This is a genomic window from Bacillus sp. FSL K6-3149, from assembly GCF_038630515.1.
GTDB lineage: Bacteria > Bacillota > Bacilli > Bacillales > Bacillaceae > Bacillus > Bacillus pumilus.
This window is the reverse complement of the sequence record NZ_CP152034.1, coordinates 331,946-356,108: the sequence shown is the minus strand read 5'-3', so window position 1 is coordinate 356,108 and position 24,163 is coordinate 331,946. Positions and strand designations below refer to the sequence as shown.

At 42.8% G+C, this 24,163-nt stretch carries 26 protein-coding genes and 1 pseudogene; 24 read left to right on the top strand and 3 right to left on the bottom strand.

The window, feature by feature from the left end:
* The first annotated feature begins 5 nt into the window (after nucleotides 1-5).
* The 7 genes from hprK (at nucleotide 6) to MHB83_RS01890 (ending at nucleotide 5,131) form a co-directional block, all read left to right on the top strand.
* Nucleotides 6-938, top strand: coding sequence for an HPr(Ser) kinase/phosphatase (gene hprK / locus MHB83_RS01920; RefSeq protein WP_003212943.1), 933 nt, complete (start codon nucleotides 6-8; stop codon nucleotides 936-938).
* An 11-nt stretch (nucleotides 939-949) separates the two neighbouring features.
* Nucleotides 950-1,774 carry a prolipoprotein diacylglyceryl transferase gene (gene lgt / locus MHB83_RS01915; protein ID WP_003213250.1) on the top strand — a complete coding sequence of 275 codons (825 nt, stop codon included), beginning with the start codon at nucleotides 950-952 and terminating at the stop codon, nucleotides 1,772-1,774.
* 19 nt (nucleotides 1,775-1,793) lie between these two features.
* Nucleotides 1,794-2,738, top strand: a complete 945-nt coding sequence (locus tag MHB83_RS01910; RefSeq protein WP_003213258.1) for a nucleoside recognition domain-containing protein — start codon at nucleotides 1,794-1,796, stop codon at nucleotides 2,736-2,738.
* Nucleotides 2,735-3,385: a pyrophosphatase PpaX gene (ppaX, locus tag MHB83_RS01905; RefSeq protein WP_050944282.1), complete on the top strand. Its 651-nt coding sequence runs from the start codon at nucleotides 2,735-2,737 to the stop codon at nucleotides 3,383-3,385. The genes MHB83_RS01910 and ppaX overlap by 4 nt, the downstream gene beginning before the upstream one ends.
* A gap of 1 nt (nucleotide 3,386) precedes the next feature.
* Complete coding sequence (locus MHB83_RS01900; RefSeq protein WP_003213425.1) at nucleotides 3,387-3,905, top strand: acyltransferase; 519 nt, start codon at nucleotides 3,387-3,389, stop codon at nucleotides 3,903-3,905.
* 69 nt (nucleotides 3,906-3,974) lie between these two features.
* Nucleotides 3,975-4,403 (top strand): Rrf2 family transcriptional regulator, encoded by a 429-nt coding sequence (locus MHB83_RS01895; protein WP_003213266.1) that lies wholly within the window; start codon nucleotides 3,975-3,977, stop codon nucleotides 4,401-4,403.
* Nucleotides 4,404-4,489: 86 nt separating this feature from the next.
* Nucleotides 4,490-5,131: an NAD(P)-dependent oxidoreductase gene (locus tag MHB83_RS01890; protein WP_342496584.1), complete on the top strand. Its 642-nt coding sequence runs from the start codon at nucleotides 4,490-4,492 to the stop codon at nucleotides 5,129-5,131.
* A gap of 215 nt (nucleotides 5,132-5,346) precedes the next feature.
* On the opposite strand, the gene MHB83_RS01885 is transcribed toward MHB83_RS01890, so the two are convergent.
* Nucleotides 5,347-6,141, bottom strand: a complete 795-nt coding sequence (locus MHB83_RS01885) for a C39 family peptidase (protein ID WP_137054360.1) — start codon at nucleotides 6,139-6,141, stop codon at nucleotides 5,347-5,349.
* A gap of 233 nt (nucleotides 6,142-6,374) precedes the next feature.
* Between MHB83_RS01885 and MHB83_RS01880 the strand changes: the two genes are divergently transcribed.
* From MHB83_RS01880 to MHB83_RS01800, 17 genes are all read left to right on the top strand, one after another.
* Nucleotides 6,375-7,550, top strand: coding sequence for an ATP phosphoribosyltransferase regulatory subunit (locus MHB83_RS01880; protein ID WP_340901198.1), 1,176 nt, complete (start codon nucleotides 6,375-6,377; stop codon nucleotides 7,548-7,550).
* Entirely contained in the window at nucleotides 7,543-8,184 is a 642-nt protein-coding gene (hisG, locus tag MHB83_RS01875) for an ATP phosphoribosyltransferase (protein ID WP_003213329.1), read from the top strand. Before MHB83_RS01880 ends, hisG begins: the two co-directional genes overlap by 8 nt.
* Nucleotides 8,181-9,470 carry a histidinol dehydrogenase gene (gene hisD / locus MHB83_RS01870; protein WP_340901200.1) on the top strand — a complete coding sequence of 430 codons (1,290 nt, stop codon included), beginning with the start codon at nucleotides 8,181-8,183 and terminating at the stop codon, nucleotides 9,468-9,470. The genes hisG and hisD overlap by 4 nt, the downstream gene beginning before the upstream one ends.
* Nucleotides 9,467-10,051: an imidazoleglycerol-phosphate dehydratase HisB gene (gene hisB, locus MHB83_RS01865; protein ID WP_113387401.1), complete on the top strand. Its 585-nt coding sequence runs from the start codon at nucleotides 9,467-9,469 to the stop codon at nucleotides 10,049-10,051. The genes hisD and hisB overlap by 4 nt, the downstream gene beginning before the upstream one ends.
* Entirely contained in the window at nucleotides 10,051-10,689 is a 639-nt protein-coding gene (gene hisH, locus MHB83_RS01860) for an imidazole glycerol phosphate synthase subunit HisH (RefSeq protein ID WP_342496583.1), read from the top strand. The genes hisB and hisH overlap by 1 nt, the downstream gene beginning before the upstream one ends.
* Nucleotides 10,686-11,423, top strand: a complete 738-nt coding sequence (gene hisA, locus MHB83_RS01855; protein ID WP_050944269.1) for a 1-(5-phosphoribosyl)-5-[(5-phosphoribosylamino)methylideneamino]imidazole-4-carboxamide isomerase — start codon at nucleotides 10,686-10,688, stop codon at nucleotides 11,421-11,423. The genes hisH and hisA overlap by 4 nt, the downstream gene beginning before the upstream one ends.
* A complete protein-coding gene (hisF, locus tag MHB83_RS01850; protein WP_050944267.1) occupies nucleotides 11,420-12,178 on the top strand; it encodes an imidazole glycerol phosphate synthase subunit HisF in 759 nt (252 codons plus the stop codon). Before hisA ends, hisF begins: the two co-directional genes overlap by 4 nt.
* On the top strand, nucleotides 12,175-12,804 hold the full coding sequence (gene hisIE, locus MHB83_RS01845) for a bifunctional phosphoribosyl-AMP cyclohydrolase/phosphoribosyl-ATP diphosphatase HisIE (RefSeq protein ID WP_137054364.1): 630 nt from the start codon (nucleotides 12,175-12,177) through the stop codon (nucleotides 12,802-12,804). The genes hisF and hisIE overlap by 4 nt, the downstream gene beginning before the upstream one ends.
* Before the next feature lie 131 nt (nucleotides 12,805-12,935).
* The gene (locus MHB83_RS01840) at nucleotides 12,936-14,393 is read left to right on the top strand and encodes a tetratricopeptide repeat protein (protein ID WP_050944263.1); all 1,458 of its coding nucleotides are present in this window, start codon (nucleotides 12,936-12,938) and stop codon (nucleotides 14,391-14,393) included.
* A 363-nt stretch (nucleotides 14,394-14,756) separates the two neighbouring features.
* Nucleotides 14,757-16,145, top strand: coding sequence for a C40 family peptidase (locus tag MHB83_RS01835; RefSeq protein ID WP_106029364.1), 1,389 nt, complete (start codon nucleotides 14,757-14,759; stop codon nucleotides 16,143-16,145).
* Between the two features lie 233 nt (nucleotides 16,146-16,378).
* Nucleotides 16,379-17,329, top strand: coding sequence for a thioredoxin-disulfide reductase (gene trxB, locus MHB83_RS01830; protein WP_251190784.1), 951 nt, complete (start codon nucleotides 16,379-16,381; stop codon nucleotides 17,327-17,329).
* A 357-nt stretch (nucleotides 17,330-17,686) separates the two neighbouring features.
* The gene (locus MHB83_RS01825) at nucleotides 17,687-18,151 is read left to right on the top strand and encodes an 8-oxo-dGTP diphosphatase (RefSeq protein WP_003213484.1); all 465 of its coding nucleotides are present in this window, start codon (nucleotides 17,687-17,689) and stop codon (nucleotides 18,149-18,151) included.
* Nucleotides 18,152-18,190: 39 nt separating this feature from the next.
* A complete protein-coding gene (gene rapZ, locus MHB83_RS01820) occupies nucleotides 18,191-19,078 on the top strand; it encodes an RNase adapter RapZ (protein WP_050944694.1) in 888 nt (295 codons plus the stop codon).
* Nucleotides 19,079-20,038, top strand: coding sequence for a YvcK family protein (locus MHB83_RS01815; protein WP_342496582.1), 960 nt, complete (start codon nucleotides 19,079-19,081; stop codon nucleotides 20,036-20,038).
* A 17-nt stretch (nucleotides 20,039-20,055) separates the two neighbouring features.
* A complete protein-coding gene (gene whiA / locus MHB83_RS01810; RefSeq protein WP_003213321.1) occupies nucleotides 20,056-21,006 on the top strand; it encodes a DNA-binding protein WhiA in 951 nt (316 codons plus the stop codon).
* 26 nt (nucleotides 21,007-21,032) lie between these two features.
* Nucleotides 21,033-21,290, top strand: a complete 258-nt coding sequence (locus MHB83_RS01805) for an HPr family phosphocarrier protein (RefSeq protein ID WP_003212821.1) — start codon at nucleotides 21,033-21,035, stop codon at nucleotides 21,288-21,290.
* A 39-nt stretch (nucleotides 21,291-21,329) separates the two neighbouring features.
* On the top strand, nucleotides 21,330-22,073 hold the full coding sequence (locus MHB83_RS01800; RefSeq protein ID WP_342496581.1) for an arylamine N-acetyltransferase: 744 nt from the start codon (nucleotides 21,330-21,332) through the stop codon (nucleotides 22,071-22,073).
* Nucleotides 22,074-22,123: 50 nt separating this feature from the next.
* Here the strand turns inward: MHB83_RS01800 and MHB83_RS01795 are convergent.
* Nucleotides 22,124-22,462 (bottom strand): annotated as a pseudogene (locus MHB83_RS01795) (ribonuclease); the annotation flags it as partial.
* 334 nt (nucleotides 22,463-22,796) lie between these two features.
* Entirely contained in the window at nucleotides 22,797-23,774 is a 978-nt protein-coding gene (locus tag MHB83_RS01790) for a D-glycerate dehydrogenase (RefSeq protein ID WP_342496580.1), read from the bottom strand.
* Nucleotides 23,775-24,163 lie beyond the last annotated feature (389 nt).

Here is a 24,163-nt window from a genome sequence, read left to right as displayed (position 1 = left end):
GAAGCGTGCCGAAAGTTCGTACGAAGGACATAATGGAACAATTTCATCTTGAACTGGTAAGTGGGGAAGAAGGGATTAATCGTCCCATTACAATCAGTGATCTTTCCAGACCAGGTATTGAAATGGCTGGTTATTTTACATATTACCCAAAAGAAAGAGTTCAACTTTTAGGGAAAACAGAGCTTTCTTTTTTTGAACAGCTCCCAGAACGCGAACGAAAGCAGAGAATGATGTCTCTTTGTACTGATATTACCCCTGCAATTATTTTGTCACGAGATCGTGAAGTGCCGAAGGAATTAATTGAAGCTTCAAATGAAAATGGTGTACCTGTGTTACGTTCAAGCCTAAAAACGACAAGACTTTCGAGTCGTTTGACCAACTTTTTAGAAAGTAAGCTTGCACCAACGACCGCAATTCATGGTGTGCTCGTAGATGTATATGGTGTAGGAGTATTGTTAATTGGAAAAAGCGGAGTAGGAAAAAGTGAAACAGCCTTAGAATTAGTGAAGAGAGGACACAGGCTGGTCGCAGATGATTGCGTGGAAATCCGTCAAGAGGATCAGGATACGCTAGTCGGAAGCGCACCAGAGCTGATTGAACATCTTTTAGAAATCCGCGGGTTAGGCATCATTAATGTGATGACCTTATTTGGAGCTGGCGCTGTCAGAAGCTATAAGAGAATTACGATTGTCATGAACCTTGAGCTTTGGGAACAAGGCAAACAGTACGATCGTTTAGGACTTGAAGAAGAGAAGATGCGAATCATCGATACAGATGTACCGAAGCTGACCATTCCTGTCCGCCCTGGTCGAAACTTAGCGGTTATCATTGAGGTGGCTGCGATGAACTTCAGGTTAAAACGCATGGGACATAATGCGGCGGAACAATTTACAAGTAAACTAGCCGATGTCATTGAAGACAATGGCCAAGATGAATAGGAGTTGTCTATATGAACGAAGCGATTCAGCCAATTGATCCGATTGCTTTTCAGCTCGGACCTCTTTCGGTTCATTGGTATGGTGTGATCATTGGGGTCGGAGCCTTACTAGGACTCTGGCTCGCACTGAGAGAATGTGAGAAAAGAGGAATCAATAAAGATACGTTTATTGATTTAATCTTATTTGCCATTCCAATAGCGATTATTTGTGCACGAATTTATTATGTATCCTTCGAATGGGATTACTATCAGCAGCACCCAAATGAAATCATTAAGATTTGGCATGGCGGAATTGCCATTCATGGCGGGCTGATAGGTGCTGTGCTGACAGCGATCGTCTTCACAAAAGTGAAAAAGGTGTCCTTCTGGAAAATAGCCGATGTAGCAGCACCTAGTATTTTACTAGCGCAGGCCATTGGACGCTGGGGGAATTTTATTAATCAGGAAGCGCATGGTGAGGCTGTTTCAAGAGCCTTTTTAGAGAATTTGCATTTGCCTGAGTTTATCATTAATCAAATGTATATTGATGGGACGTATTATCACCCAACGTTCTTATACGAATCATTATGGAATCTTGCCGGTGTTGTGATCTTGATTTTATTACGTAGAACATCGATGCGCAGAGGCGAAATCTTCTTGTCTTATTTAATTTGGTATTCAATCGGTCGTTTCTTCATAGAAGGTATGAGAACGGACAGTTTGATGCTGACAGAACATCTTCGAATCGCTCAAATGATTTCAATTGCCATTTTTGTAGTGGCTGTTCTGCTGCTGATCTTTAGAAGAATCAAAGGTCACGCATCGATCCCGTATAAAGAGAACAACTCATCGAATTAAAGCAGGGGGGATCAGAAGGATGCAGGAGACATGGAAAAACGGCTTAAAAGCAGGGCTATCGACAACTTGGACACTTGGAAAAGTCATCTTTCCGGTTACCATTCTCGTCAGTATCTTGCAGCATACGCCTGTTATGGATTGGATCATTCAATTCATACGGCCATTTATGGGATTGTTTGGTCTTTCAGGAGAAGCAGCCATTCCGCTTGTGTTAGGAAATGTGCTGAACTTGTATGCGGGCATAGCGGCCATTTTGACTTTAGATCTTCCTGTGAAGGAAGTGTTTATTTTGGCCGTGATGCTGTCCTTTTGTCACAACCTGATCATCGAATCGACTGTGGCAGCAAAGGTTGGACTGAGAGTGTCTGTCATTTTGCTGGTCAGAATCAGTCTTGCTGTTGTTTCGGCTATTGTCATTCATCTCGTTTGGCAGGGAGGCCAGGAGCCGGCACAATATGGACTGCTGACAGCAGCCCAAACGGCTGATGTGCCTTCCAGCTGGTACATGATCGTCCTTGTCGCTTTACAAAAAGCCGTACTCGGTGTGCTCCAGCTCGCCTGTATCGTCATCCCTCTCATGATCATCATTCAATTCATGAGAGATTTAGGATGGCTCCATACGCTGTCTAAGTGGCTGTCTCCATTTACGAGAATGCTTGGAATGAAAGAAAATACGTCGATGACGATGGTCGCTGGGTTAACCATTGGTCTAGCATACGGAGCTGGCGTGATGATGAAGGCAGTGGAAGAGGACGGCGTGAGTAAAAAGGATTTAACCCTTGCTTTCATTTTCCTTGTTGCCTGCCATGCAGTAGTCGAAGACACGCTGATATTTATTCCACTTGGGATTCCTGTGTGGCCGCTTCTTGTCATCCGTCTGATATCTGCTATTTTATTAACAGCTGCCATTAGCTATATTTGGCGAAAGCGCGAGCTCGCAGTTGTTAGAAAGGAAGCCATATGAACGAATCAACTGTTAACACCGTGCTATTTGATTTAGATGGCACATTAATCAATACGAATGAATTAATTATTGCTTCATTTCAACATACGCTTGATCATTATTACCCTGGTCAGTACAGCCGTGAAGAGATCCTCCATTTCATTGGTCCGTCATTATTTGATACATTCTCTGCGATGGACCCTAATCTAACGGATGACATGATTCAGATGTACCGTACGTTTAATCATGAACAGCATGATCTGCTCGTGACTGAATATGAGACTGTTATAGATACATTGAAAGTCTTGCAGGATCGAGGATTTAAGCTTGGAATTGTCACAACAAAGATACGTGACACAGTGTTAATGGGATTGAAGCTGACCGGTTTAGAGCCATTCTTTGAAGTGATTGTGACGCTCGATGATGTCCAAAATGAGAAGCCGCATCCGGAGCCAGTCCAGCTGGCATTATCCAAGCTTGGCAGTGATCCACATGAAGCGGTGATGGTCGGCGATAATTATCACGATATTTTGTCTGGTCAAGCGGCAGGGACAAAAACAGCAGGTGTTGCTTGGTCAATTAAGGGAGAAGAGGCCCTTTTAAAGCATCGCCCTGATTTTATGCTAAAGAAAATGAGTGATCTTCTGGCGATTGTTGGAGCTGATTGAGTTGAGAAAAACAGATCGATATCCTGTAAAAGGGGTCAATTCGTTACGACAAGTCTATCGGACGGTCCCCTTTTTCAAAGTGGTGAAAAACTTTATTTTCATTCAAATCGCACGGTACACGCCTTTTATGGGAATGAAAAATTGGATATACCGAACCTTTCTTCGTATGAAGGTTGGCGAAGATACAGCGTTTGCCTTAATGGTCATGGTGGATCTCATGTTTCCTGAGAAAATCACGGTCGGTCGAAATTCGGTGATTGGCTATAACACAACCATTTTGACCCATGAGTATTTGATTAAAGAATACAGACTTGGGGAAGTCTATATTGGGGATGAAGTCTTAATTGGAGCCAATTCCACCATTTTACCTGGTGTGACCATTGGGGATGGGGCGATCGTGTCGGCTGGTACACTTGTTCATAAGGATGTTCCAGCAGGCTCATTTGTTGGAGGAAATCCAATGCGCATGATTTATACGAAAGAAGAAATGAATGCACGTCAATCTACGTCTGCTGAGTAGCTCGGCAGACTTTTTTGTTGACAATATGTTATGGTGTAACTATAATGATTACAACAGAGGTGAGAAAACATGAAAATCAGCAGCAGATTTACTGTCGCTGTCCATATTCTGGCCTTGCTATCACTTGAAAAAGGATCATTACAGACATCGGAGGATATCGCGGGAAGTGTAAATACAAACCCAGTGGTCATCCGCCGTATTATGAGTAAATTAAAAAAAGCAGGCCTAATCTCAACGAGTCTTGGCAAAGGCGGTTCTCAGCTGAACCGCAGTGAAGACGATATCACGCTGCTTGATGTGTATAAAGCGGTTGAGGTGGTGGATGAGGGAGAATTGTTTCAAATCCATGAAAGCCCAAATCCTGACTGTCCGATCGGTGCAAATATCCAGGCTGTGCTTGAGTTAATCTTGTGCCGCGCTCAAAGTGCGATGGAACAAGTGCTTGCTGAGATCAAATTAAGTGAACTAACGCAGGTGTTAATCAAAAAAATTGGATGATCTATTCAATTTTTTTTACCTCTGTTGTAACTAAATTGGTTACACCTTTGTTTATTAAATAAAATCATTTTACAGGAGGAATTCATATGAAAATCGGCATTATTGGCGCTACAGGTAAAGCAGGACAGGAAATTGTAAAAGAGGCTCAATCAAGAGGACATGAGGTAACAGCCATCGTTCGAGATGCGAAAAAAGTGACAGATTCATCCGTAGCTGTTATTGAGAAGGATGTGTTTCATTTACAAGCAGAAGACATCAAAGGCCTTGATGTCATCGTCAATGCATTTGGCGCACCTGCTGGACAAGAGCACCTTCACGTAGAGGCAGGGAAAAAGCTGATTGATATTTTGAAAGAGGTACCCGGTACCCGTTTAATCGTTGTGGGCGGAGCGGGCAGTCTATTTGTTGATGAAGCCAAAACAACAAGACTTGTTGACACACCGGAATTTCCAAAGGAGTATGTGCCTACTGCTTCACAGCAAGGTGAAAACCTAAAAGACCTTCAACAAACCGTAGGATTAAAATGGACTTTCCTCAGCCCTGCTGCATTCTTTGATCCAGCTGGCAAACGCACAGGTTCTTATGTGAAAGGGAAAGACCAACTGATTGTCAATTCTAAAGGTGACAGCTATGTGAGCTATGCCGACTACGCCATTGCGCTTGTCGATGAAATTGAGCAGGCTGCCCATGTTGGAGAACGTTTTACCGTTGTATCTGAAGCAGAATAAGCGATTCGTTGCCGCTAAAAACGATGAGTGAGGAGTTTAACGATCAAGAATTATCTCTCATTTTTATTAAAAAAGGTTGAATGCTTCAGTGTAGGCGGAGGAGTAATGACAGCTGAAAAGCTTGAGAACAGTCTGAAGGAAATACTATCATCATGAAAAACCCATCCTCTATTCGGATAGAGGATGGGTTTTCATGTTTTCAAAGAGAAATTGTTCTATGCTTTAATGATAATCGCCTGCCTGCCCATCTGTTCCCAAGAATCTTCAAACTGATCGCGATCGACTTTTTGATTCTTTTCTCCGTATGGGTTATTTAAGTAGACATGCTCCTTGTCATAGCCTGTGATGACCACGCTATGCATATTAAAGCTTACATCTATTTTGCCATTTGGTGTATTCCATGTTTCGATGTTATCTATTTTGTCAAAGGTGGATGTGGTAATCACCCAAACAGGATACCCTTTTTCAAGTGATTGATAGATGGCCTTTTTGACAGGTTTTCCGCTTAAGTCGACGACTTGAGCGCCCGCATATTTTTTCGCAAGCTGATAAATAGGTTCATGGTATACACCAAGACCTGGTCCATTCTCCATATCGCCTACAAACCCGTCATGTGGGTCTCCTTTTAAGCCATTTTCATAATTGAGTGGAACACGTTTAATTTCATTTGCCAATGTGTCTTTCGTCACTTGCTCGTAGCCGCTGTAATGAAGAAGCATCGCTAAGCTTGTAACTTCGCATCCATTATAAAGCTTTGGGGCATCCATTTGATTGTAAAGGATGACGTCCATGGCTTTTTTGCTTCCTTTTAAGGAAGAGTAGGTGGTGTCTGTTTTTTTCGTTGATCGTGTTTCTTCAGCTGCGAGTGCCGTATCGTTTTCTTTTTCTTTGGCTGCTTCGTGTGGTGAAGCTGTTTTCTTGACTTGGTCGATTTGTGTCACGTATATAAAGCCGAAATAAACAAGGCATGCGCACAACAAAGTTAAGATTAATGTCTGAATGAACTTCATTGTAATCTCCTGTGTTAATCAATATTTTTAAGTATTATAGCACGTTCTTTTATCAAACATGTAGAAAAGAGATAGGTGTCACTTGAATGTAATAATTCCACAAATTTTTCATGAAAATAGAGAGAAAATAAAAATGATTGATTTAATTACTTTATTTTGTTAGCATATTATCATATTAGCGAACTAAAGGATTCGGAATTTTTTGTTTTAATGTGTTGGAGGTGCAGAAGAACATGTTTATGTTTGAGAAACCATATGGTATGCGGGATTCATTACCAGGATTGTATGAGACGAAGAAAAAAGTGAGACATTCCTTAACAGAGGTCATGAACGGTTGGGGTTACCGGTTGATGGAGACACCAACGCTTGAATTTTACGATACAGTCGGTGTTCAATCGGCGATTACAGATACACAGCTCTTTAAGCTTTTAGATCAGAACGGGCAAACCCTTGTACTCAGACCTGATATGACGGGACCTATTGCGAGAGTGGCAGCATCAAAGCTTCATGAACAGGCGTATCCGCTTCGCGTTGGGTATGCGGCCAATGTGTTCCGGGCACAGGAAAGAGAAGGCGGAAGGCCATCAGAATTTGAGCAGGTCGGAATTGAGTTAATTGGAGACGGTTCGATTAGTGCAGATGCTGAAGTGATCGCGCTTGTCGTATTCGCATTAAAAAATGCTGGGCTCAAATCCTTCAAAATCGCGATTGGGCATGTCGCTTTAGCAGAGACGTTATTTGTAGATGTACTGGGAAATACAGAGCGTGCAAACGTTCTTCGCCGATTTTTATATGAAAAGAATTATGTAGGGTACCGTCAGCATGTGAAGCAATTGCCACTCTCCTCCATCGATAAAACGAGGCTGTTACAGCTTTTAGAATTAAGAGGCGGCCAGGAAGTCACAGAGCGGGCAGAGGAAATCGTCGTTTCACAAGAAGGAAAAGAGGTGCTTACGCAGTTAAAGTCGCTTTGGGAGACACTTGAAGATTACGGCTGTACAGAATATATCCGTCTAGATTTAAGCATGGTGAGTCATATGAGCTACTACACGGGTATTTTGTTTGAAGTATTTGCAGATCATGTTGGGTCAGTCATCGGAAGTGGCGGCAGATATGACCAATTGCTTGCTCATTTTGATGCACCTGCACCAGCTACAGGATTCGGACTTCGATTAGACCGTCTGCTTGAAGCGCTTGATGCAAAAGAAATCAATGAGCCGCAGGAGGCAGTGATTTTTAGTAAAGAACAACGGCTGGAGGCTTTTGCTTTTGCAGAAAAGGAGCGGTCAAAAGGGAAAAAGGTCGTTTTGCAAGACTTAGCAGGGATTGAAAATATTGACGCGATGACCAAGGCATTTGAGCAGGTGACTTATTTTATCGGCGCTAGAAAGGGAGAACAAAATGGGTAAAGTGTTGACGATGGCGATGCCAAAGGGCCGAATATTTGAAGAAGCCGCAGGGCTGTTAAGGCAGGCAGGATATCAACTGCCAGAGGAATTCGAGGATTCAAGAAAGTTAATCATCGATGTACCGGAAGAAAACCTCCGCTTTATTTTAGCGAAGCCAATGGATGTGACGACTTATGTAGAGCACGGTGTAGCAGATGTTGGCATTGCAGGAAAGGATGTCATGCTCGAAGAAGCTCGTGATGTGTACGAGGTGCTTGATTTAAACATCAGTAAATGCCATTTAGCGGTTGCCGGATTGCCGGGAGCTAGCTGGGGCGGTGTCGCACCGCGTGTGGCAACAAAGTACCCAAATGTTGCATCTTCCTATTTTAGAGAGCAAGGGGAGCAGGTGGAGATCATTAAGCTGAATGGTTCCATTGAATTAGCACCGCTCATCGGACTCGCCGATCGTATTGTAGACATTGTCTCTACAGGTCAAACACTCAAGGAAAACGGACTTGTTGAAACGGAGCATATTTGTGATATTACATCACGGTTTATTGTCAATCCTGTGAGCTATCGGATGAAGGATGCGGTGATCGATGAAATGGCGCAGCGCCTTGCAAGAATCATTGAAGGGGAGGAAACATCATGAACATCACCTATATACAAGAAGGTGAGACAGAGACACTCTCGCTCAAACGGACTTTAGATACAGGCACGGAAGAGCAGCGCCTGGCTGTTCAGCGGATTATACAAGAAGTGAGGCTAAATGGTGATCAAGCGGTACAGTCTTTTACAAAGCAATTTGATGGGGTGCTGCTTGAAGATCCGCTTGTCACAGATGAGGAAATGACAAAAGCCTCCGAACGTTTGGACCCAGCCATGATTCATGTGATCCAAACGGCTATCCATCATATTCGCACATACCATGAGCGTCAGCTGACATCCTCTTGGTTTTATCACCAGCAGGATGGCTCGATGCTCGGACAAAAGGTGACACCACTTGAGGCAGTTGGTGTGTATGTCCCCGGCGGAACAGCTGCTTATCCATCATCTGTTTTAATGAATGTGATTCCGGCGCTTGTCGCTGGTGTTCAGCGAATTGTCCTTGTGACACCCCCAGGGAAAGACGGCTACCTCTCTGACGCTGTACTCGTTGCTGCGAAGGAGCTCGGTATTACAGAGATGTATAAAATGGGCGGTGCACAGGCGATTGCGGCACTTGCCTATGGAACAGAAAGCATCCAGCCTGTTGATAAAATCACAGGTCCAGGCAACATCTATGTCGCACTGGCAAAGCGGGAAGTATTTGGTCAGGTAGACATTGATATGATTGCCGGCCCTAGTGAAATTGCGGTTCTAGCAGATGACACGGCCATAGCACATGAGGTGGCGGCCGATCTACTTTCTCAGGCAGAGCATGATGCGCTAGCATCTAGTATTTTGGTGACCCCGTCTAAGACACTTGCTGAAAATGTGCGAGCTGAGGTGCAAGCGCAGCTGGACACCTTGCCAAGAAAATCAATCGCTGCACAATCCATACAACATCATGGCCGTATATACGTGACAGATTCCATGGATCGTGCAGTAGACGTCGTCAATCAGTTAGCGCCAGAGCATTTAGAGGTGCTGACAGCATATCCAGAATCATTTCTTGGTCAAATCAAGCATGCAGGGGCGATTTTTTTAGGGCGTTATAGCCCTGAGCCGGTGGGCGATTATTTTGCAGGACCGAATCACGTGCTGCCAACCAACGGAACAGCCAGATTTTCTAGCCCGCTTGGTGTGACCGATTTTCAAAAGAAAACAAGCATTATTTCATATAGTCAAGAAGCCTTTGAGACACACAGGGATAGCATTGCGGCTTTTGCTAGGTTAGAGGGGCTCGAAGCACATGCAAGGTCGATTGAATCGAGAAAGCGGGGGGAATCGTCATGAGACAGGCGGAAACAGCGAGACAAACAAATGAAACGAATATTTCGTTATCGTTAGAGATTGATGGGGAAGGAAAAGCGGATATTCAAACAGATGTCCCTTTTATGACACACATGCTCGATCTATTTACGAAGCATGGACACTTTAATTTGACCGTCGATGCGAAAGGAGATACAGATGTTGATGATCACCACACAACAGAAGATATCGGCATCGTGCTTGGGCAAATGTTTAAGGAAGCGTTAGGTGATAAAAAGGGAATCAAGCGATATGGCTCCAGTTTTGTTCCAATGGATGAAACGCTTGCTCAGGTCGTGGTCGATTTAAGCAATCGTCCTCATTTAGAAATGAGAGCGGCCTTTCCAAGTCAAAAGGTCGGTACCTTTGATACAGAGCTCGTACATGAGTTTCTTTGGAAGTTTGCGTTAGAAGCTCGTATAAATCTTCATGTAATTGTTCACTATGGAACCAATACACACCATATAATTGAAGCTATTTTTAAAGCAATGGCACGTGCTTTAGATGAAGCAACAACCATTGATCCACGTGTGAAAGGGATTCCTTCAACAAAGGGGATGCTCTAATGATCGGAGTCATTGATTACGGAATGGGAAATTTGTTCAGCGTATCAAAAGCACTGGAACGAGCAGGTGCCCGTTATATCGTCTCCTCTGATGTGGAGGAGCTCAAAAAGGCAGATGCTTATATTTTGCCTGGGGTCGGTTCGTTTCGAGATGCGATGCAGCTGTTAAAACAGACAGGGCTCGAGGCGTTTATCCACCAAGTAGTGCAGGAAGGAAAACTGCTATTTGGCATTTGTCTTGGGATGCAGCTGTTATTTGAAGAAAGTGAAGAGGCAGGGTGTACGAAAGGTTTGGGGCTGCTAAAAGGTCGTGTCGTTCTTTTAAAGGATCGTGACCAGAATGGGCAAAGGCTGAAGGTGCCTCATATGGGGTGGAATGAGCTCACATTTCATCAGCCCTTCCCATTGTTTGACGGGGTACCGGAAGGATTTGCGTACTTTGTTCACTCTTACTATGTGAGGGATATGAATCCAGAAGAACAATTAGCAAGCGCAGACTATGGCGTTCAAGTACCAGCAGTTGTTGGCAAGGGAAATGTGCTAGGCGCACAGTTTCACCCTGAAAAAAGCAGTACAACGGGCATGGCGCTGCTCAAACAATTTATTCAATTAGCAAACGAACAGAGGGTGAACAAATGAGTGAATTTACATTGTATCCAGCGATTGATATGAGAAATGGCAAATGTGTACGGCTCGTGCAAGGAGATTATGATCAAGAAACCATTTATGGAGATTCGCCGCTCGATATGGCGACGCGATTTGCAAATGAAGGAGCAAAGTGGATTCATCTCGTTGACCTAGATGGTGCGAAAGCGGGGAATCGCGTCAATCATGAGCATGTGCTGGCGATTGCTTCATCCTTAGATGTAAATGTACAAATTGGTGGCGGCATTCGGACAGAAGAAGACGTTGCCTTTTATATAAACAATGGTGTAGCTAGAGTCATCCTTGGCAGCTCGGCTGTTTCTAACCCTGCCTTTGTGAAAAAAATGCTTGCGCAATATGGGGAGAAAATAGCGATTGGCATCGATGCGCGAAATGGCTTTGTATCGACTGAGGGGTGGCTTGAAACGTCGAAAGTGAAGGCAGAGGATCTCGGCAAAGAATTGGCAAAGGAAGGCGCGGAGGTCTTTATTTTCACAGATATTCAAATGGATGGCATGCTGGCTGGGCCCAATGTGGAAAGTACAGTTCGCTTAGCAGAAGCTACTGGCAAACAAGTTATTGCCTCAGGCGGTATCAGTTCGGTAGCCGATCTCCAAAAGCTGTCATCACAAAAACAGTCAGGCGTTTCTGGTGCAATCATTGGAAAGGCACTTTATACGGAGCGGTTTACTTTAGCTGAAGCAATTGAAGGGCTTGACCGCGTATGATGACAAAACGAATCATCCCATGTCTCGATGTGAAGGAAGGTCGTGTGGTCAAAGGGGTGCAATTCCTCGGCTTAAAGGATGCTGGTGATCCGGTAGAATTAGCGCAGATATATGATGAGGAAGGGGCGGATGAACTCGTCTTTCTTGATATTTCTGCCTCTCATGAAGGCCGGAAAACGATGGTGGATGTGGTCAAGCAAGTGGCGTCCACTCTTGCCATCCCTTTTACGGTAGGCGGCGGAATTAATCACCTTGATGACATGAAGCGCATATTAAGAGCGGGTGCAGACAAAGTATCTGTAAATACAGCGGCAGTTTTAAGACCAGAACTCATTTCAGAAGGTGCCGATTTTTTTGGTTCCCAGTGCATCGTCGTCGCAATAGATGCAAAGTACGATGAAGAGAAAAAAGCGTACATGGTTTATACACACGGAGGGCGTCGTCAAACGGATATAGAGGTTAGCGATTGGGCAAAAGAAGCCGTGCTGAGGGGGGCAGGAGAGATTTTGCTGACAAGTATGGATGCCGACGGTGAGAAAAAGGGCTTTGATCATCAATTAACAAAGCTTGTGTCAGAAGCTGTCACCGTACCTGTCATTGCTTCAGGAGGCGCTGGCAATGCTCAGCATATGCTGGAGGCATTTACAAAAGGAGAAGCAGATGCAGCTTTAGCAGCTTCCATTTTTCATTATAAAGAGACTTCAATTCAAGAGGTAAAGACATACTTGAGAGAACACGGGGTGAAGGTCAGATGAAACAGGGAAACGAATTATCCTTTAATGAGGCAGGCCTGATACCTGCGATTGTACAGGATGCTCAAAGTAAGGAAGTATTGACATTGGCGTATATGAATCAAGAATCCTATGAAAAAACACTAGAAACAGGAGAAACATGGTTTTACAGCCGGTCAAGAAACGAGCTTTGGCACAAAGGCGCCACATCTGGACATACTCAGCGAGTCGCATCCATTCGATATGACTGTGACAAGGATGCTCTGCTTGTTCTTGTCACACCAAGTGGACCAGCGTGCCACACTGGCAGCTATAGCTGCTTTTCGGAAGAAGGCGTGAAGCGTCAAACGGAAGAGCAGGATCGTTTTGCTATTTTAAATGAACTTGAACAGGTGATTGCGAAACGTCAGGCAGAAATGCCAGAAGGCGCTTATACAACCTATCTATTTGAAAAAGGGGTCGATAAAATCCTGAAAAAGGTAGGGGAAGAAGCGTCAGAGGTCATCATTGCGGCGAAAAACCGGGATCAAGAAGAATTGAAATGGGAAACAGCTGATCTTCTGTATCACCTGCTTGTGTTATTACGTGAACAGCAATTGCCGCTTGATGATGTATTAAAAGTATTAAAAAAACGTCATCAAAGTGAGTGAAAAGCCGGGGGCACCTCCGGCTTTTTATTTCCCAAGTGAAAAACAAATCCTTCCTTTTCTTTTGTTCTATGTGACGACTCTTGAAGTATGTTATACTACACACGGTACACTGTTCGAAATGGAGGGTATCAGTGAGTAAATACACTTCTCAAAATAATCACACACAAGTCGTCCAGCTATTCCAAGATGGGCATTACTTTTTTCATAAAGGTCTAAAAGCTTATAGAGAAAGAAATCTATCTAAAGCGAGTAAGCTCATACAGCGGGCTATCGTACTTGAGCCTGAAAATGTAGAAATGCTGTCACAGCTTGCTATTATTTATACTGAAATGGGTCATTTCCAACAATCAAATGAACTGCTTGATTTCATCCTTGAACATATTGATGAAAATATGTCTGAGTGTCACTATTTTAAAGCCAATAATTATGCGAATCTAGGACTCTTTCAAGAGGCATATAAGTCAGCGACTGCCTATGCTTCATTAGAAGAGAACGGGGAATTTGCAGATGAAAATGATGACCTTCTCGACCTGCTCGATATGAGTGACGAAGAGGACGAAGATTTTCCTTACGATCAGGATGACCTGATTGTGAAGCAGGATCAAGCAAATCACTTACTGGAAAGCGGCAGGCTTGATGAAGCCATTGAGATGCTGGAACAGATGATTGTTGAGTATCCAGAATTTTGGTCAGCGTATAATAATCTCGCATTGGCCTATTTTTATTCTGGTCAAATCCATCAGGCAAAAGAGATGCTGAACCGGGTTCTACATGAAAATCCGGGTAATCTGCATGCCCTTTGCAACCAGCTAGTCTTCTATCATTATGAAAAAGAAGAAGAGAAGGTCAATACGTTAGCAAAGCAATTAACGCACGTGTATCCAATATTAAGTGAACAGCGTTATAAGCTTGGCGCAACATTTGCCCTAGTTGGAGAATTTGAATGGGCCTTTAAATGGCTTTATTCTTTGTACAAAACAGGCTTTCAAGGAGATAGTACATTTTTATACTGGCTCGCAAGCGCAGCTTATTATACAGGTCACAAAACGCTTGCACAGACGGTTTGGGATAAGATGGTCGAAGAAGATATCGATGCAGATGAAATCAAGCCGTGGCAGGATAAACCTGAGGAGACCGAGCCAATGGTCTCCATTGAGGAGCGGCTGACGGCGTACTATGTAAGCAAACAAAAAGGGGAACGTGACGTTCTTCAATCTGTCCTTGATGCACGCGCAGCGAAAACAGCTTTTGAACAGCAATTCATTGAACTGCTCTTATACGAAGATGAAATGGAAGAACGGTCTTTTTCAGAAGATGCGGTTTTCGCAAAACAGGCGGCATCCAGCTTGGAAGAAGCTGTTCAGCCTGACAGCCATATGCCTTATTTTTGGTTATTCCATATTATTCAGCAGGCACGTGCTTCTGGCGTAGATAAGAAAAATGCGCCTGCATGGGCAGCAGCATCCTATTATTTATGGATGCAGGAGCAAGAAGAATCTATGAGCAAAAAAGAGATTGCAGCCTCTTTTCAAATCAGTGTTCAAACACTGTCTAAATATGAACAAGTCATTTGTACATTAATTGATTAAATAGGTAAATAGATTTAGAAGATTGCAGCATGGCCGAAAAGGTCATGCTTTTTTCTTGGATAAAAAGGTGGGATTTGCAAGGATTTGGCGAAGTATGACAATCACGACATGTTTTTGAAACATAAATGTAATAAAAATATTAGCTCATTTTGTCGATGTCTCATGTATAATGAAAATCGTGGATTAAAACAAAGACATATATTTAGATATTTTACTATACATAATGAAACACCTAGTGATAGAAACAATCTGGTCAACATCTGACTGATCAATCAGGAAGAAAGACATAGATAGCACAGATTGGTCGCAGAGAATTTGCTGCTTTCTCATGTCGCTTGGAAATTGTCAAAGGAGGAACTATTCGTGAAAAAGTTTATTACTTTCGGTTTAGCTTCGGTCATCGGAGCGAGCAGTTTATTTATCCCATTTACTCATGAAGCAAACGCACAGAACTTTGAACAAAAGAAACAAGAGCTGGACAGTAAGCAATCTGAGGTCAACAAAAACCTTCAAAAGAAAAAAGATGAGCTTTCAAAGCTTGAAGCAAAACAAGAGGCACTTGCACTAAAGCTAAAAGAAATTGACGAGAAAGCTTTAAAAACAAGTGATCAAATCGAAGAAAAACAAAAAGAAAATGAACAAACGAAAAAAGAAATCAATGCACTGAAAAAAGACATTGCTGATACTGAAAAACGTATTGAAGATCGAAACAAATTCTTGAAAAAGCGTGTACGTGCGCTTCAAGAAAGCGGCGGTTCTACGAAATACATAGATGTATTACTAGGAGCGAAAAGCTTTAGCGATTTCATCAGCCGTGCAGGTGCAGTATCTACACTCATCAACGCAGACAGCGAAATCATTAAAGAGCAAGAAAAAGACAAAGCTGAGCTCCAAAAGTCTGAAAACGAATTAAACACAAAGCTTGAAGATGTTCAAAAGACACTTACAAAGCTTGAAACACTTCAAACAGACTTGAATAAACAGCTTGATGAAAAAGACAAGCTATTCAAGCAAGTGAAAAAGCAAAAAGGAAGTGCTTCTTCTCAAATTAGCGAGTTAAACAGTGAGGCTAACAGCATTGCATCTGAAAAAGACGCAACAATCACTGCTCAAAAACAAGCTGAAAAGGAAGCAAGAGAAGCAGCTCAAAAAGCAAAAGAAGAAAAAGTACAAAGACAACAGCAGCGTCAAGCTAGTGTTCAAGCAGAAGACAACAGCTCAACGAACGACAGCAGCTCGTCTTCAAATAACAGTAACAGTGGATCTTCAAACAACAACGATAATAACAACAGCAGTTCACCAAGCAAGAAGCCATCTACTGGCGGTGGATCACCTGTCAGCAGTAACGTAGGCGGAATCGAAGGTGCAATCAGCACAGGTTCTTCCATTGTTGGACAATCTCCATATAAATGGGCTGGTGGCAGATCACAAGCTGATATTGACGCACGTCGTTTTGACTGTTCTTCATTCGTTCGCTGGGCATTTGCATCAGCAGGCATCAACCTTGGACCAGTTGGCGGTACAACAACAGATACGCTTGTAGGTAAAGGAAGAGCTGTAAGTGCATCTGACATGAAACGCGGAGACCTTGTGTTCTTTGATACGTATAAAGTAAATGGACACGTTGGTATTTACTTAGGAAACGGTACATTCTTGAACGATAACAGCTCTCGCGGTGTTTCAGTTGACTCTATGAGCAATGTTTACTGGAAAAAAGCATTCAATGGCGTTGTAAGAAGAGTCGTTGAATAAATCATTACTTACTATATAACCGTAAACAGGCTTCCTTAAACAGCAGTTTAAGGAAGCTTTTTCTTTTTTTGAACATATGAGCAAATGATTCGCTTATTATCCGCAGATTTAATAGGATATGGGTAAGGAATAAAAATAAGAGTGGAATGGATGCTTTCTGTCATGAATGGAAGCATCACCCAAGGGCATTCTAATAAGAAATGCTAGCAGCAATTGAAGAGGGAGTGACAGTTGTGTCAGAAGAAAAAATCTACGATACGATCATCATTGGAGCGGGACCTGCCGGAATGACAGCCGCTGTTTATACATCTCGTGGAAATCTTTCAACATTGATGATTGAAAGAGGGATTCCAGGCGGTCAAATGGCTAATACGGAAGATGTCGAGAACTATCCTGGCTTTGAAAGCATTTTAGGGCCAGAACTTTCAAATAAAATGTTTGACCATGCGAAGAAATTCGGTGCTGAGTATGCATATGGCGATATCAAAGAAATCGTAGACGGTGAAGAGTACAAAATCGTCAAAGCCGGTTCAAAAGAATACAAAGGACGCTCTGTCATTATTGCAGCAGGTGCGGAATACAAAAAAATCGGTGCACCAGGTGAAAAAGAACTTGGCGGCCGAGGCGTCTCTTACTGTGCAGTATGTGACGGTGCTTTCTTTAAAAACAAAGAGCTCGTCGTCATTGGTGGAGGAGACTCTGCGGTAGAAGAGGGTGTGTACCTCACACGCTTTGCGTCAAAAGTAACGATCATTCATAGACGCGACAAGCTTCGTGCCCAAAGCATTTTACAAGCACGTGCTTTTGATAATGAAAAAATCGACTTCATGTGGAACAAAACCGTTAAACAAATTAATGAAGAAAACGGTAAAGTCGGCAGTGTGACTTTGATTGATACGGTGACTGGTGAAGAAGAAGACTTTAAAACAGATGGCGCCTTTATCTATATCGGAATGCTGCCACTGTCTAAACCATTTGAAAATCTCGGCATTACAAATAAAGAAGGCTACATCGAAACAAACGAAAGAATGGAAACGAGAGTGGAAGGCATTTTCGCCGCTGGTGACATTCGTGAAAAAACACTCCGTCAAATTGTGACAGCAACTGGTGACGGAAGTATTGCCGCACAAAGCGCACAGCATTATGTAGAAGAGCTTGCTGAAAAACTTAAAGCAACGAAATAAAAGGCTGTCGTAAATCCTTGATATAGCGTCATGGGCTTTTAACTGGAATGTAACACGGGTGAAACAATTTTCCGTTATGATAAAACTAGTAATTGACCCCCTTTTATAAGGAATACATGTTTGGCACGGATGAGAATCCGTGTCCTTTTTTTTGCTTAAAATCAGAAATTCATGAGATGTTCACAAATGACGCATGGAGAACCATTAGTTGCTGTAAAATAAAGAGTAGAGAAATTGCCCGCCACTCCTTTCAGACGAAATTCGGTCTGATTTCGGTGAAGAAGGGGCATGTTCATTGTGGGAGTCAGGATGAACCTGTATAATAAGTTAAAGACATAAAAGAGTAGGTGACAGCTGATGCAACGAGTAACCAATTGTGTGCTGCATCACGAAGATCAAGTTCTCTTGCTGCAAAAGCCAAGACGAGGCTGGTGGGTAGCGCCGGGTGGAAAAATGGAAAGCGGAGAATCGGTCAAGGATTCAGTCGTTCGAGAGTATAGAGAAGAAACAGGAATTTATATTTTAAATCCACAGTTAAAAGGTGTTTTTACCTTTATCATAAAAGAAGGCGATCAAATCGTTCAAGAGTGGATGATGTTCACCTTTATGGCAGATTCATTTACTGGAAAAAACGTGACAGAGTCAGAGGAAGGCATTTTAAAGTGGCATGAAGTAAAGGATGTGCCGCATTTACCGATGGCACCAGGGGATTCCCATATTCTTGATTTCATGCTAAAGGGAAAAGGACTTCTTCACGGTACTTTTACGTATACACCTGATTTTGAATTGATTGCTTATCGGTTAGATCCTCAAGGAGACTAATACATGAACCGTTTTTATAAAGAAGGAGAGGAAGCAGGCATGAATACGCACAAACAAGAAGATATTCAGCTTGTGATTATTACAGGAATGTCAGGTGCGGGGAAAACCGTTGCCATTCAAAGCTTTGAAGATTTAGGTTACTTCTGTGTAGATAACTTGCCGCCATCACTTTTACCAAAGTTCCTAGAACTCATGAAGGAATCGAATTCGAAGATGAGTAAGGTTGCCCTTGTGATGGATTTGCGCGGACGAGAATTCTTTGACAGCTTGATTGCAGCCTTAGATGAAATGAGTGATCTTGGCTGGATCACACCAAGAATATTATTTCTAGATGCAAACGATAAGGTGCTTGTCTCAAGATACAAAGAAACGAGACGTTCGCATCCTCTTGCGACTACAGGTTTGCCGCTCGAAGGAATCGCAATGGAACGCGATCTGTTAGAAGAGTTAAAAGGTCGGGCTCAAATGATTTTTGATACATCGGATTTAAAACCAAAACAGCTTCGAGAAAAAATTGTCGCGCACTTTGCCACGACCCAAGGGCAGGTGTTTACAGTGAATGTGATGTCTTTCGGTTTTAAATACGGTCTGCCGATTGATGCTGATCTTGTATTTGATGTGAGATTTCTGCCGAATCCTTACTATATTGAGAGCATGCGTCCACAGACTGGAAATGATGAAGAAGTGAGTTCCTATGTAATGAAATGGAGCGAGACACAAAAATTCACAGAGAAATTAATTGACCTTCTCAGCTTTATGCTTCCGTCCTATAAACGAGAAGGAAAAAGCCAGCTTGTGATCGCTATTGGCTGTACAGGCGGACAGCACCGATCAGTGACGCTAGCGAACTACTTATCGGAGTATTTTAAAAATGACTACTACACTCATGTCACTCACCGGGACATTGAAAAGAGAAGCAGAAAATAGATGACGACACTTCCAAAGGTGGTCATTCTTGGCGGGGGCACTGGCTTATCTGTTTTGCTCAGAGGGCTAAAAACAAAGCCAGTGGATATTACCGCTATTGTAACGGTTGCTGATGACGGAGGCAGCTCAGGCAGACTGCGGCATGATTTGAATATTCCGCCTCCAGGCGATATTCGAAATGTCCTTGCAGCTCTCTCTGATGTTGAACCACTTGTAGAAGACTTATTTCAGCACCGTTTTAACAAAGGGAATGACTTAACAGGCCACTCTCTTGGCAACCTCATTCTTGCGGCCATGACAAATATAACCGGTGATTTTTTTCATGCCGTCACAGAAATGAGCAAGGTCTTAAATGTGAGAGGAAAAGTCTTGCCAGCAGCGAATTCAAGTGTTGTTCTACATGCTAAATTAGAAAATGGGCAAGTGGTAACAGGAGAATCAAAAATCCCAACCTATGGTGAGCGAATTAAACGAGTGTTCCTCACACCCAATACGATTGAGCCGCTCCCAGAATCGATTCAAGTCATTCGTGAAGCCGATTTGATCGTCATTGGACCTGGCAGCTTGTATACAAGTATCTTGCCAAACTTGCTTGTACCGCATATTGGCGAAGAAGTGATTCGTTCTAAGGCGAAAAAAGTGTATATTTGCAATGTCATGACGCAGCCAGGGGAAACGCTTTCCTACAGTGCAGCTGATCATGTGCAGGCATTAAACGATCATATGGTTCGTCCATTTATTGATACCATTTTTGTGAATAATAAAGAAATTCCAGAAGAGATCAAAGCAAAATATGCAGAAGAACAGGCACAGCCTGTACAGTTCGACACAGATGTACTCAAGGCAATGGGACTGGAAGTCATCCCTGGGGAAATCATTACATACGACCAGCATGTGATTCGTCACGACACGCTGAAAGTAGCCGCGCTGCTTGTCGACCTGCTGCATAAGAAAAAATAGGAATGGGGGTGGCAAGGATGTCATTTGCATCCGAAACAAAAAAAGAGCTGACTAATCTGGACGTGAAGGACTGCTGCACAAAAGCAGAGCTTTCTGCCCTCATCCGTATGAACGGTTCATTATCTTTCTCTAATCGAAAATTAATTCTAGATATACAAACAGAGAACGCAGCCATCGCAAGACGGATTTATACGCTGCTAAAAAAGAAATATGATGTCACAGTCGAGCTGCTCGTTCGTAAGAAAATGAGATTAAAAAAGAATAATGTGTATATTGTCAGACTGGTAGAACGAGCGAAAACCATTTTAGAGGATTTGAAAATATTAGGTGAGCAATTTGTATTTGAGCGTAATATTTCAGAAGAGCTTGTAAAGAAAAGATGCTGTAAGCGCTCCTATATGAGAGGTGCTTTTTTAGCAGGCGGTTCTGTAAATAATCCAGAAACGTCTTCCTATCACCTTGAGATTTTTTCACTATATAAAGAACACAATGATGCCCTTTGTGAGCTGATGAACCAATTTCATCTCAACAGTAAAACACTTGAGCGTAAAAAAGGCTACATCACATATATGAAAGAAGCCGAAAAAATCACCGAATTCTTAAGTGTTGTAGGTGCGCATAATTCACTTCTTCGCTTTGAAGACGTTCGGATCGTCCGTGATATGCGGAATTCCGTGAACCGGCTCGTCAATTGTGAAACAGCAAACTTGAATAAAACGATTGGTGCATCCCTGCGCCAGGTCGAGAACATTCAATTCATTGATGAAAAAATTGGACTTGATGCCCTGCCAGATAAGCTGCGAGAAATTGCAAAGCTGCGAGTCGACTATCAAGAGGTCACGCTAAAGGAATTGGGAGAAATGGTGGAAAGCGGCAAGATCAGCAAATCAGGCATTAATCACCGCTTAAGAAAGCTAGATCAAATTGCAGAACAATTACGAAACGGACAAGCTGTTACACTTAAATAGGAGAATGAAAAAGGGAGGCAGATCATATGGTGGAAAAAACGGTCACCATCCAGTTGAAAACAGGCTTGCAGGCACGTCCCGCTGCTTTGTTCGTACAGGAAGCGAATCGCTTTGGGGCTGAAATTTTTCTAGAGAAGGACGGAAAAAGAGTCAATGCGAAGAGCATTATGGGTCTCATGAGCCTTGCGATCAGCTCTGGGATCACTGTCAAACTGATAGCAGATGGTGCGGATGAACAAGAAGCCATTGATGCGTTAACTGATTTTATCAATCAAGAAAACTGAGTCTCTTCACAGACTCAGTTTTTTTAGAAGGGAATGAACATGATGCAATCAGCATTTTTACAGAAGATCGGATACGAAGGACAGTCCATCACCTTTGATGACCTGCCTGCATTATTAAAAAAGATGGCCTACACCTTTCCATTTGAAAATAGATCTGTGCTGAACAAACAATCCTATGCCTTGAATCAAGAAGGATTGAAGCAGCACCTTCTTGAAGGAGGCAGAGGAGGTCTTTGTTACGATCTCAATCCTCTTTTATATTATGTGTTAAAAGAGGCAGGACTCGCTGTACAGCTCGTTCAAGGGACCGTGTATAACAAGGAAGCGGGCACATGGGCAATTGATGGTACGCACGTAGCCATGACGTTGAATCATCACAACGAACGGTATCTGATTGATGCGGGTTTTGGTGTGAATTTACCTCTCCAGCCTGTACCCTTTACTGAAGAATGGGTGGAAGGAGCGTCTATTCGGTTTCGAGTCAAAGAAGAAGAAACTGAAAAAGGTACGCATCTTCTCCAATTAGATAGAGGAGAAGGCGCTGAAACAGGCTATGCATTTACATTGGAAGAGGTGAGTGAGCCTACATTGGTCCAAATGAGAAAGCAGATTTATGAAAATGAAGCCTCTCCTTTTAACAAAAGACCGCTTGCTTCAAAGCTCACACCAACAGGACGTGTAATCGTCACCGAGGATCATGTCACCATACATGAACATGAAGAAGTGTCGAAAAAACCGCTGCCACTGCCTTTTGAGGAATACGTGAAAACCCTGCTGCCATAAGTAGCATCAAAAAAACAGCCCTGCGTCAAATGGGGCTGTTTTTTGATTGATTATCGAATACGTGTGAATGTAGCGTAATGGTCTGTTGTTTTGTAAATGAGCCAGTCGCTTGAATACAAGAGGCGGTCAGCATTGCGGAAGCCTGAGACGTAGTTGATATCTGCCTCACGCCATGTGCGGCCGCTTGCTGAAGGAAGACGTCCCTCCCGGTTAGAGAAAACATCTCCACCGATGCTTTTGCCTGGGGCAACCTCTGCTAGATTTCCCTTTGATGCCACCCATCCAAGAGCACTTGCTTGTGATTTTGTGATGTAGTTATCAGGCAGTCGTTTGTAGCGAATCAAATAATCGGCTACACCATCAAACGTATTAATGACGGCAAGGGTATGAACATCTGATGTCAGTTGAACAGAAGCTGTTTCATTTGTGGCGGTCGGTGTAAGTGGTGTTTCGGCATAGGCTTGCTGCGGAATAAAACCAGAAAACAGAATAGCAGCGATCAGAGCAAACATAGTAAAAACCGAACTGATTTTTTTCATCTTCATCCTCCTATTAAGGAAATCGGAAGCTGTCCTCTTGATGCTTGTCTACCTCATATTATAGCACCCGAATATGAAGGAAATGTAAAGAAACAGGATCTTTGCTAAAATGAGGCTTTTTTCCTGATATCCTTCTATTGAAATAAATAAAAAGACGCAGCTCTGAATCCTGCGTCTTTTCCGATTAAGATGAAGCAAACTCCTTCACAATATCTACAGGGGCTTTGCCATCAATTCCATGAATCACATTATGAATGGCTCGTTTCAGCATAAGATCCCGTGTTGTTTCAGTAGCGGAACCGATGTGGGGAACAAGGGTGACATTGTTCATTTCTTTGAAAGGATGATTCTCCTGAAGCGGTTCCTGTTCAAACACATCAAGACCTGCGCCTTTGATCCATCCCTCTTGAAGCGCTTGAATGAGGCTTTTTTCGTCCACTGTTTTCCCGCGGGAGATGTTTACAAATAAAGCCGTTTGCTTCATTAACTTCAATTCTCGTTCGCCAATCATATGATACGTTTCATCGGTCAGCGGTGTAATCAACACAATGATATCAGCTTGCTTTAGCAGGTCATCAAGTGTGCAATATAAAGCGCCATATGCTGATTCAGCCTTTTCATTCCGGCTGCGGTTATGATACAGAACATTCATATCAAAACCATGTGCAGCTCGTTTGGCAACTTGCTCTCCGATTCGTCCCATGCCAATAATGCCAAGCGTTTGATGATGGACATCGATGCCAAAGATATCCTCTTCCTGTACAAATTTCGTCCATTTCCCCTCACGGATAAAACGATCAAGCTCGGCAATTCTTCGTGCAGAGGAAAGAATGAGTGAAAATGCAAGGTCAGCCACAGTATGGTCGAGTGTATGAGGCGTGTGCGTACCAATTACGCCTCTTTGTCTCATCAATTCTATATCGAAATTGTCATAGCCGACAGAGTTATTGCTCACTACTTTGAGTTTTGGTGCGTGATCTAATAGCTCTTGATCGATTTTCGTTCCAGACGTTAAAAGACCATCAGCATGCTGCAGTTTTTGAAACAAAATATCTTTTGGAATGGGGTCCTTGGATTGCCACACCTCGTATGTACAATGTTCCTTTAGTATTTCCTCAAATGAAGCAGGTAATGGTTTGGCGACAAAAATGTGTGGTTTCATTGTCAACTCGCTCCTTTCACATGATCATCTTGCTCCTTTTATTATAAAACAACCATTTCGGCTGAACACGTTTGAAGGTTATCTGCTCAATATTTAATATACTAAAATAACGGAAAAGAGAGACATTTTCTTAGTGAAAAAGGGTATTCATATGCCATCTGATGCATTTTTTACTTAGATGAAAATCAGCTAATAGGAGTTGTGACATATGAAAAAGCCGGTTTTTCTGAGAGATTATCTGACAAACTGGAAAATAGATCGAGATTTTTTGATAGAAAAATGATTATATTTGAAACATATTAAACGGGAAGGTCGTTTTCTACTAAACCATTTCATCGTCTTTTGGCGAGTAGAGAACGATAGATTGAAAGGAAGACCGCGTCCCCCTT

Coding starts and splice junctions, on each gene's coding strand:
- lgt (WP_003213250.1), top strand. CDS start 950: ATGAACGAAGCGATTCAGCCAATTGATCCGATTGCTTTTCAGCTCGGA.
- MHB83_RS01910 (WP_003213258.1), top strand. CDS start 1,794: ATGCAGGAGACATGGAAAAACGGCTTAAAAGCAGGGCTATCGACAACT.
- ppaX (WP_050944282.1), top strand. CDS start 2,735: ATGAACGAATCAACTGTTAACACCGTGCTATTTGATTTAGATGGCACA.
- MHB83_RS01895 (WP_003213266.1), top strand. CDS start 3,975: ATGAAAATCAGCAGCAGATTTACTGTCGCTGTCCATATTCTGGCCTTG.
- MHB83_RS01890 (WP_342496584.1), top strand. CDS start 4,490: ATGAAAATCGGCATTATTGGCGCTACAGGTAAAGCAGGACAGGAAATT.
- MHB83_RS01885 (WP_137054360.1), bottom strand. CDS start 6,141: ATGAAGTTCATTCAGACATTAATCTTAACTTTGTTGTGCGCATGCCTT.
- MHB83_RS01880 (WP_340901198.1), top strand. CDS start 6,375: ATGTTTATGTTTGAGAAACCATATGGTATGCGGGATTCATTACCAGGA.
- hisG (WP_003213329.1), top strand. CDS start 7,543: ATGGGTAAAGTGTTGACGATGGCGATGCCAAAGGGCCGAATATTTGAA.
- hisD (WP_340901200.1), top strand. CDS start 8,181: ATGAACATCACCTATATACAAGAAGGTGAGACAGAGACACTCTCGCTC.
- hisB (WP_113387401.1), top strand. CDS start 9,467: ATGAGACAGGCGGAAACAGCGAGACAAACAAATGAAACGAATATTTCG.
- hisH (WP_342496583.1), top strand. CDS start 10,051: ATGATCGGAGTCATTGATTACGGAATGGGAAATTTGTTCAGCGTATCA.
- hisA (WP_050944269.1), top strand. CDS start 10,686: ATGAGTGAATTTACATTGTATCCAGCGATTGATATGAGAAATGGCAAA.
- hisF (WP_050944267.1), top strand. CDS start 11,420: ATGATGACAAAACGAATCATCCCATGTCTCGATGTGAAGGAAGGTCGT.
- hisIE (WP_137054364.1), top strand. CDS start 12,175: ATGAAACAGGGAAACGAATTATCCTTTAATGAGGCAGGCCTGATACCT.
- MHB83_RS01825 (WP_003213484.1), top strand. CDS start 17,687: ATGCAACGAGTAACCAATTGTGTGCTGCATCACGAAGATCAAGTTCTC.
- rapZ (WP_050944694.1), top strand. CDS start 18,191: ATGAATACGCACAAACAAGAAGATATTCAGCTTGTGATTATTACAGGA.
- MHB83_RS01815 (WP_342496582.1), top strand. CDS start 19,079: ATGACGACACTTCCAAAGGTGGTCATTCTTGGCGGGGGCACTGGCTTA.
- whiA (WP_003213321.1), top strand. CDS start 20,056: ATGTCATTTGCATCCGAAACAAAAAAAGAGCTGACTAATCTGGACGTG.
- MHB83_RS01805 (WP_003212821.1), top strand. CDS start 21,033: ATGGTGGAAAAAACGGTCACCATCCAGTTGAAAACAGGCTTGCAGGCA.
- MHB83_RS01800 (WP_342496581.1), top strand. CDS start 21,330: ATGATGCAATCAGCATTTTTACAGAAGATCGGATACGAAGGACAGTCC.
- MHB83_RS01790 (WP_342496580.1), bottom strand. CDS start 23,774: ATGAAACCACACATTTTTGTCGCCAAACCATTACCTGCTTCATTTGAG.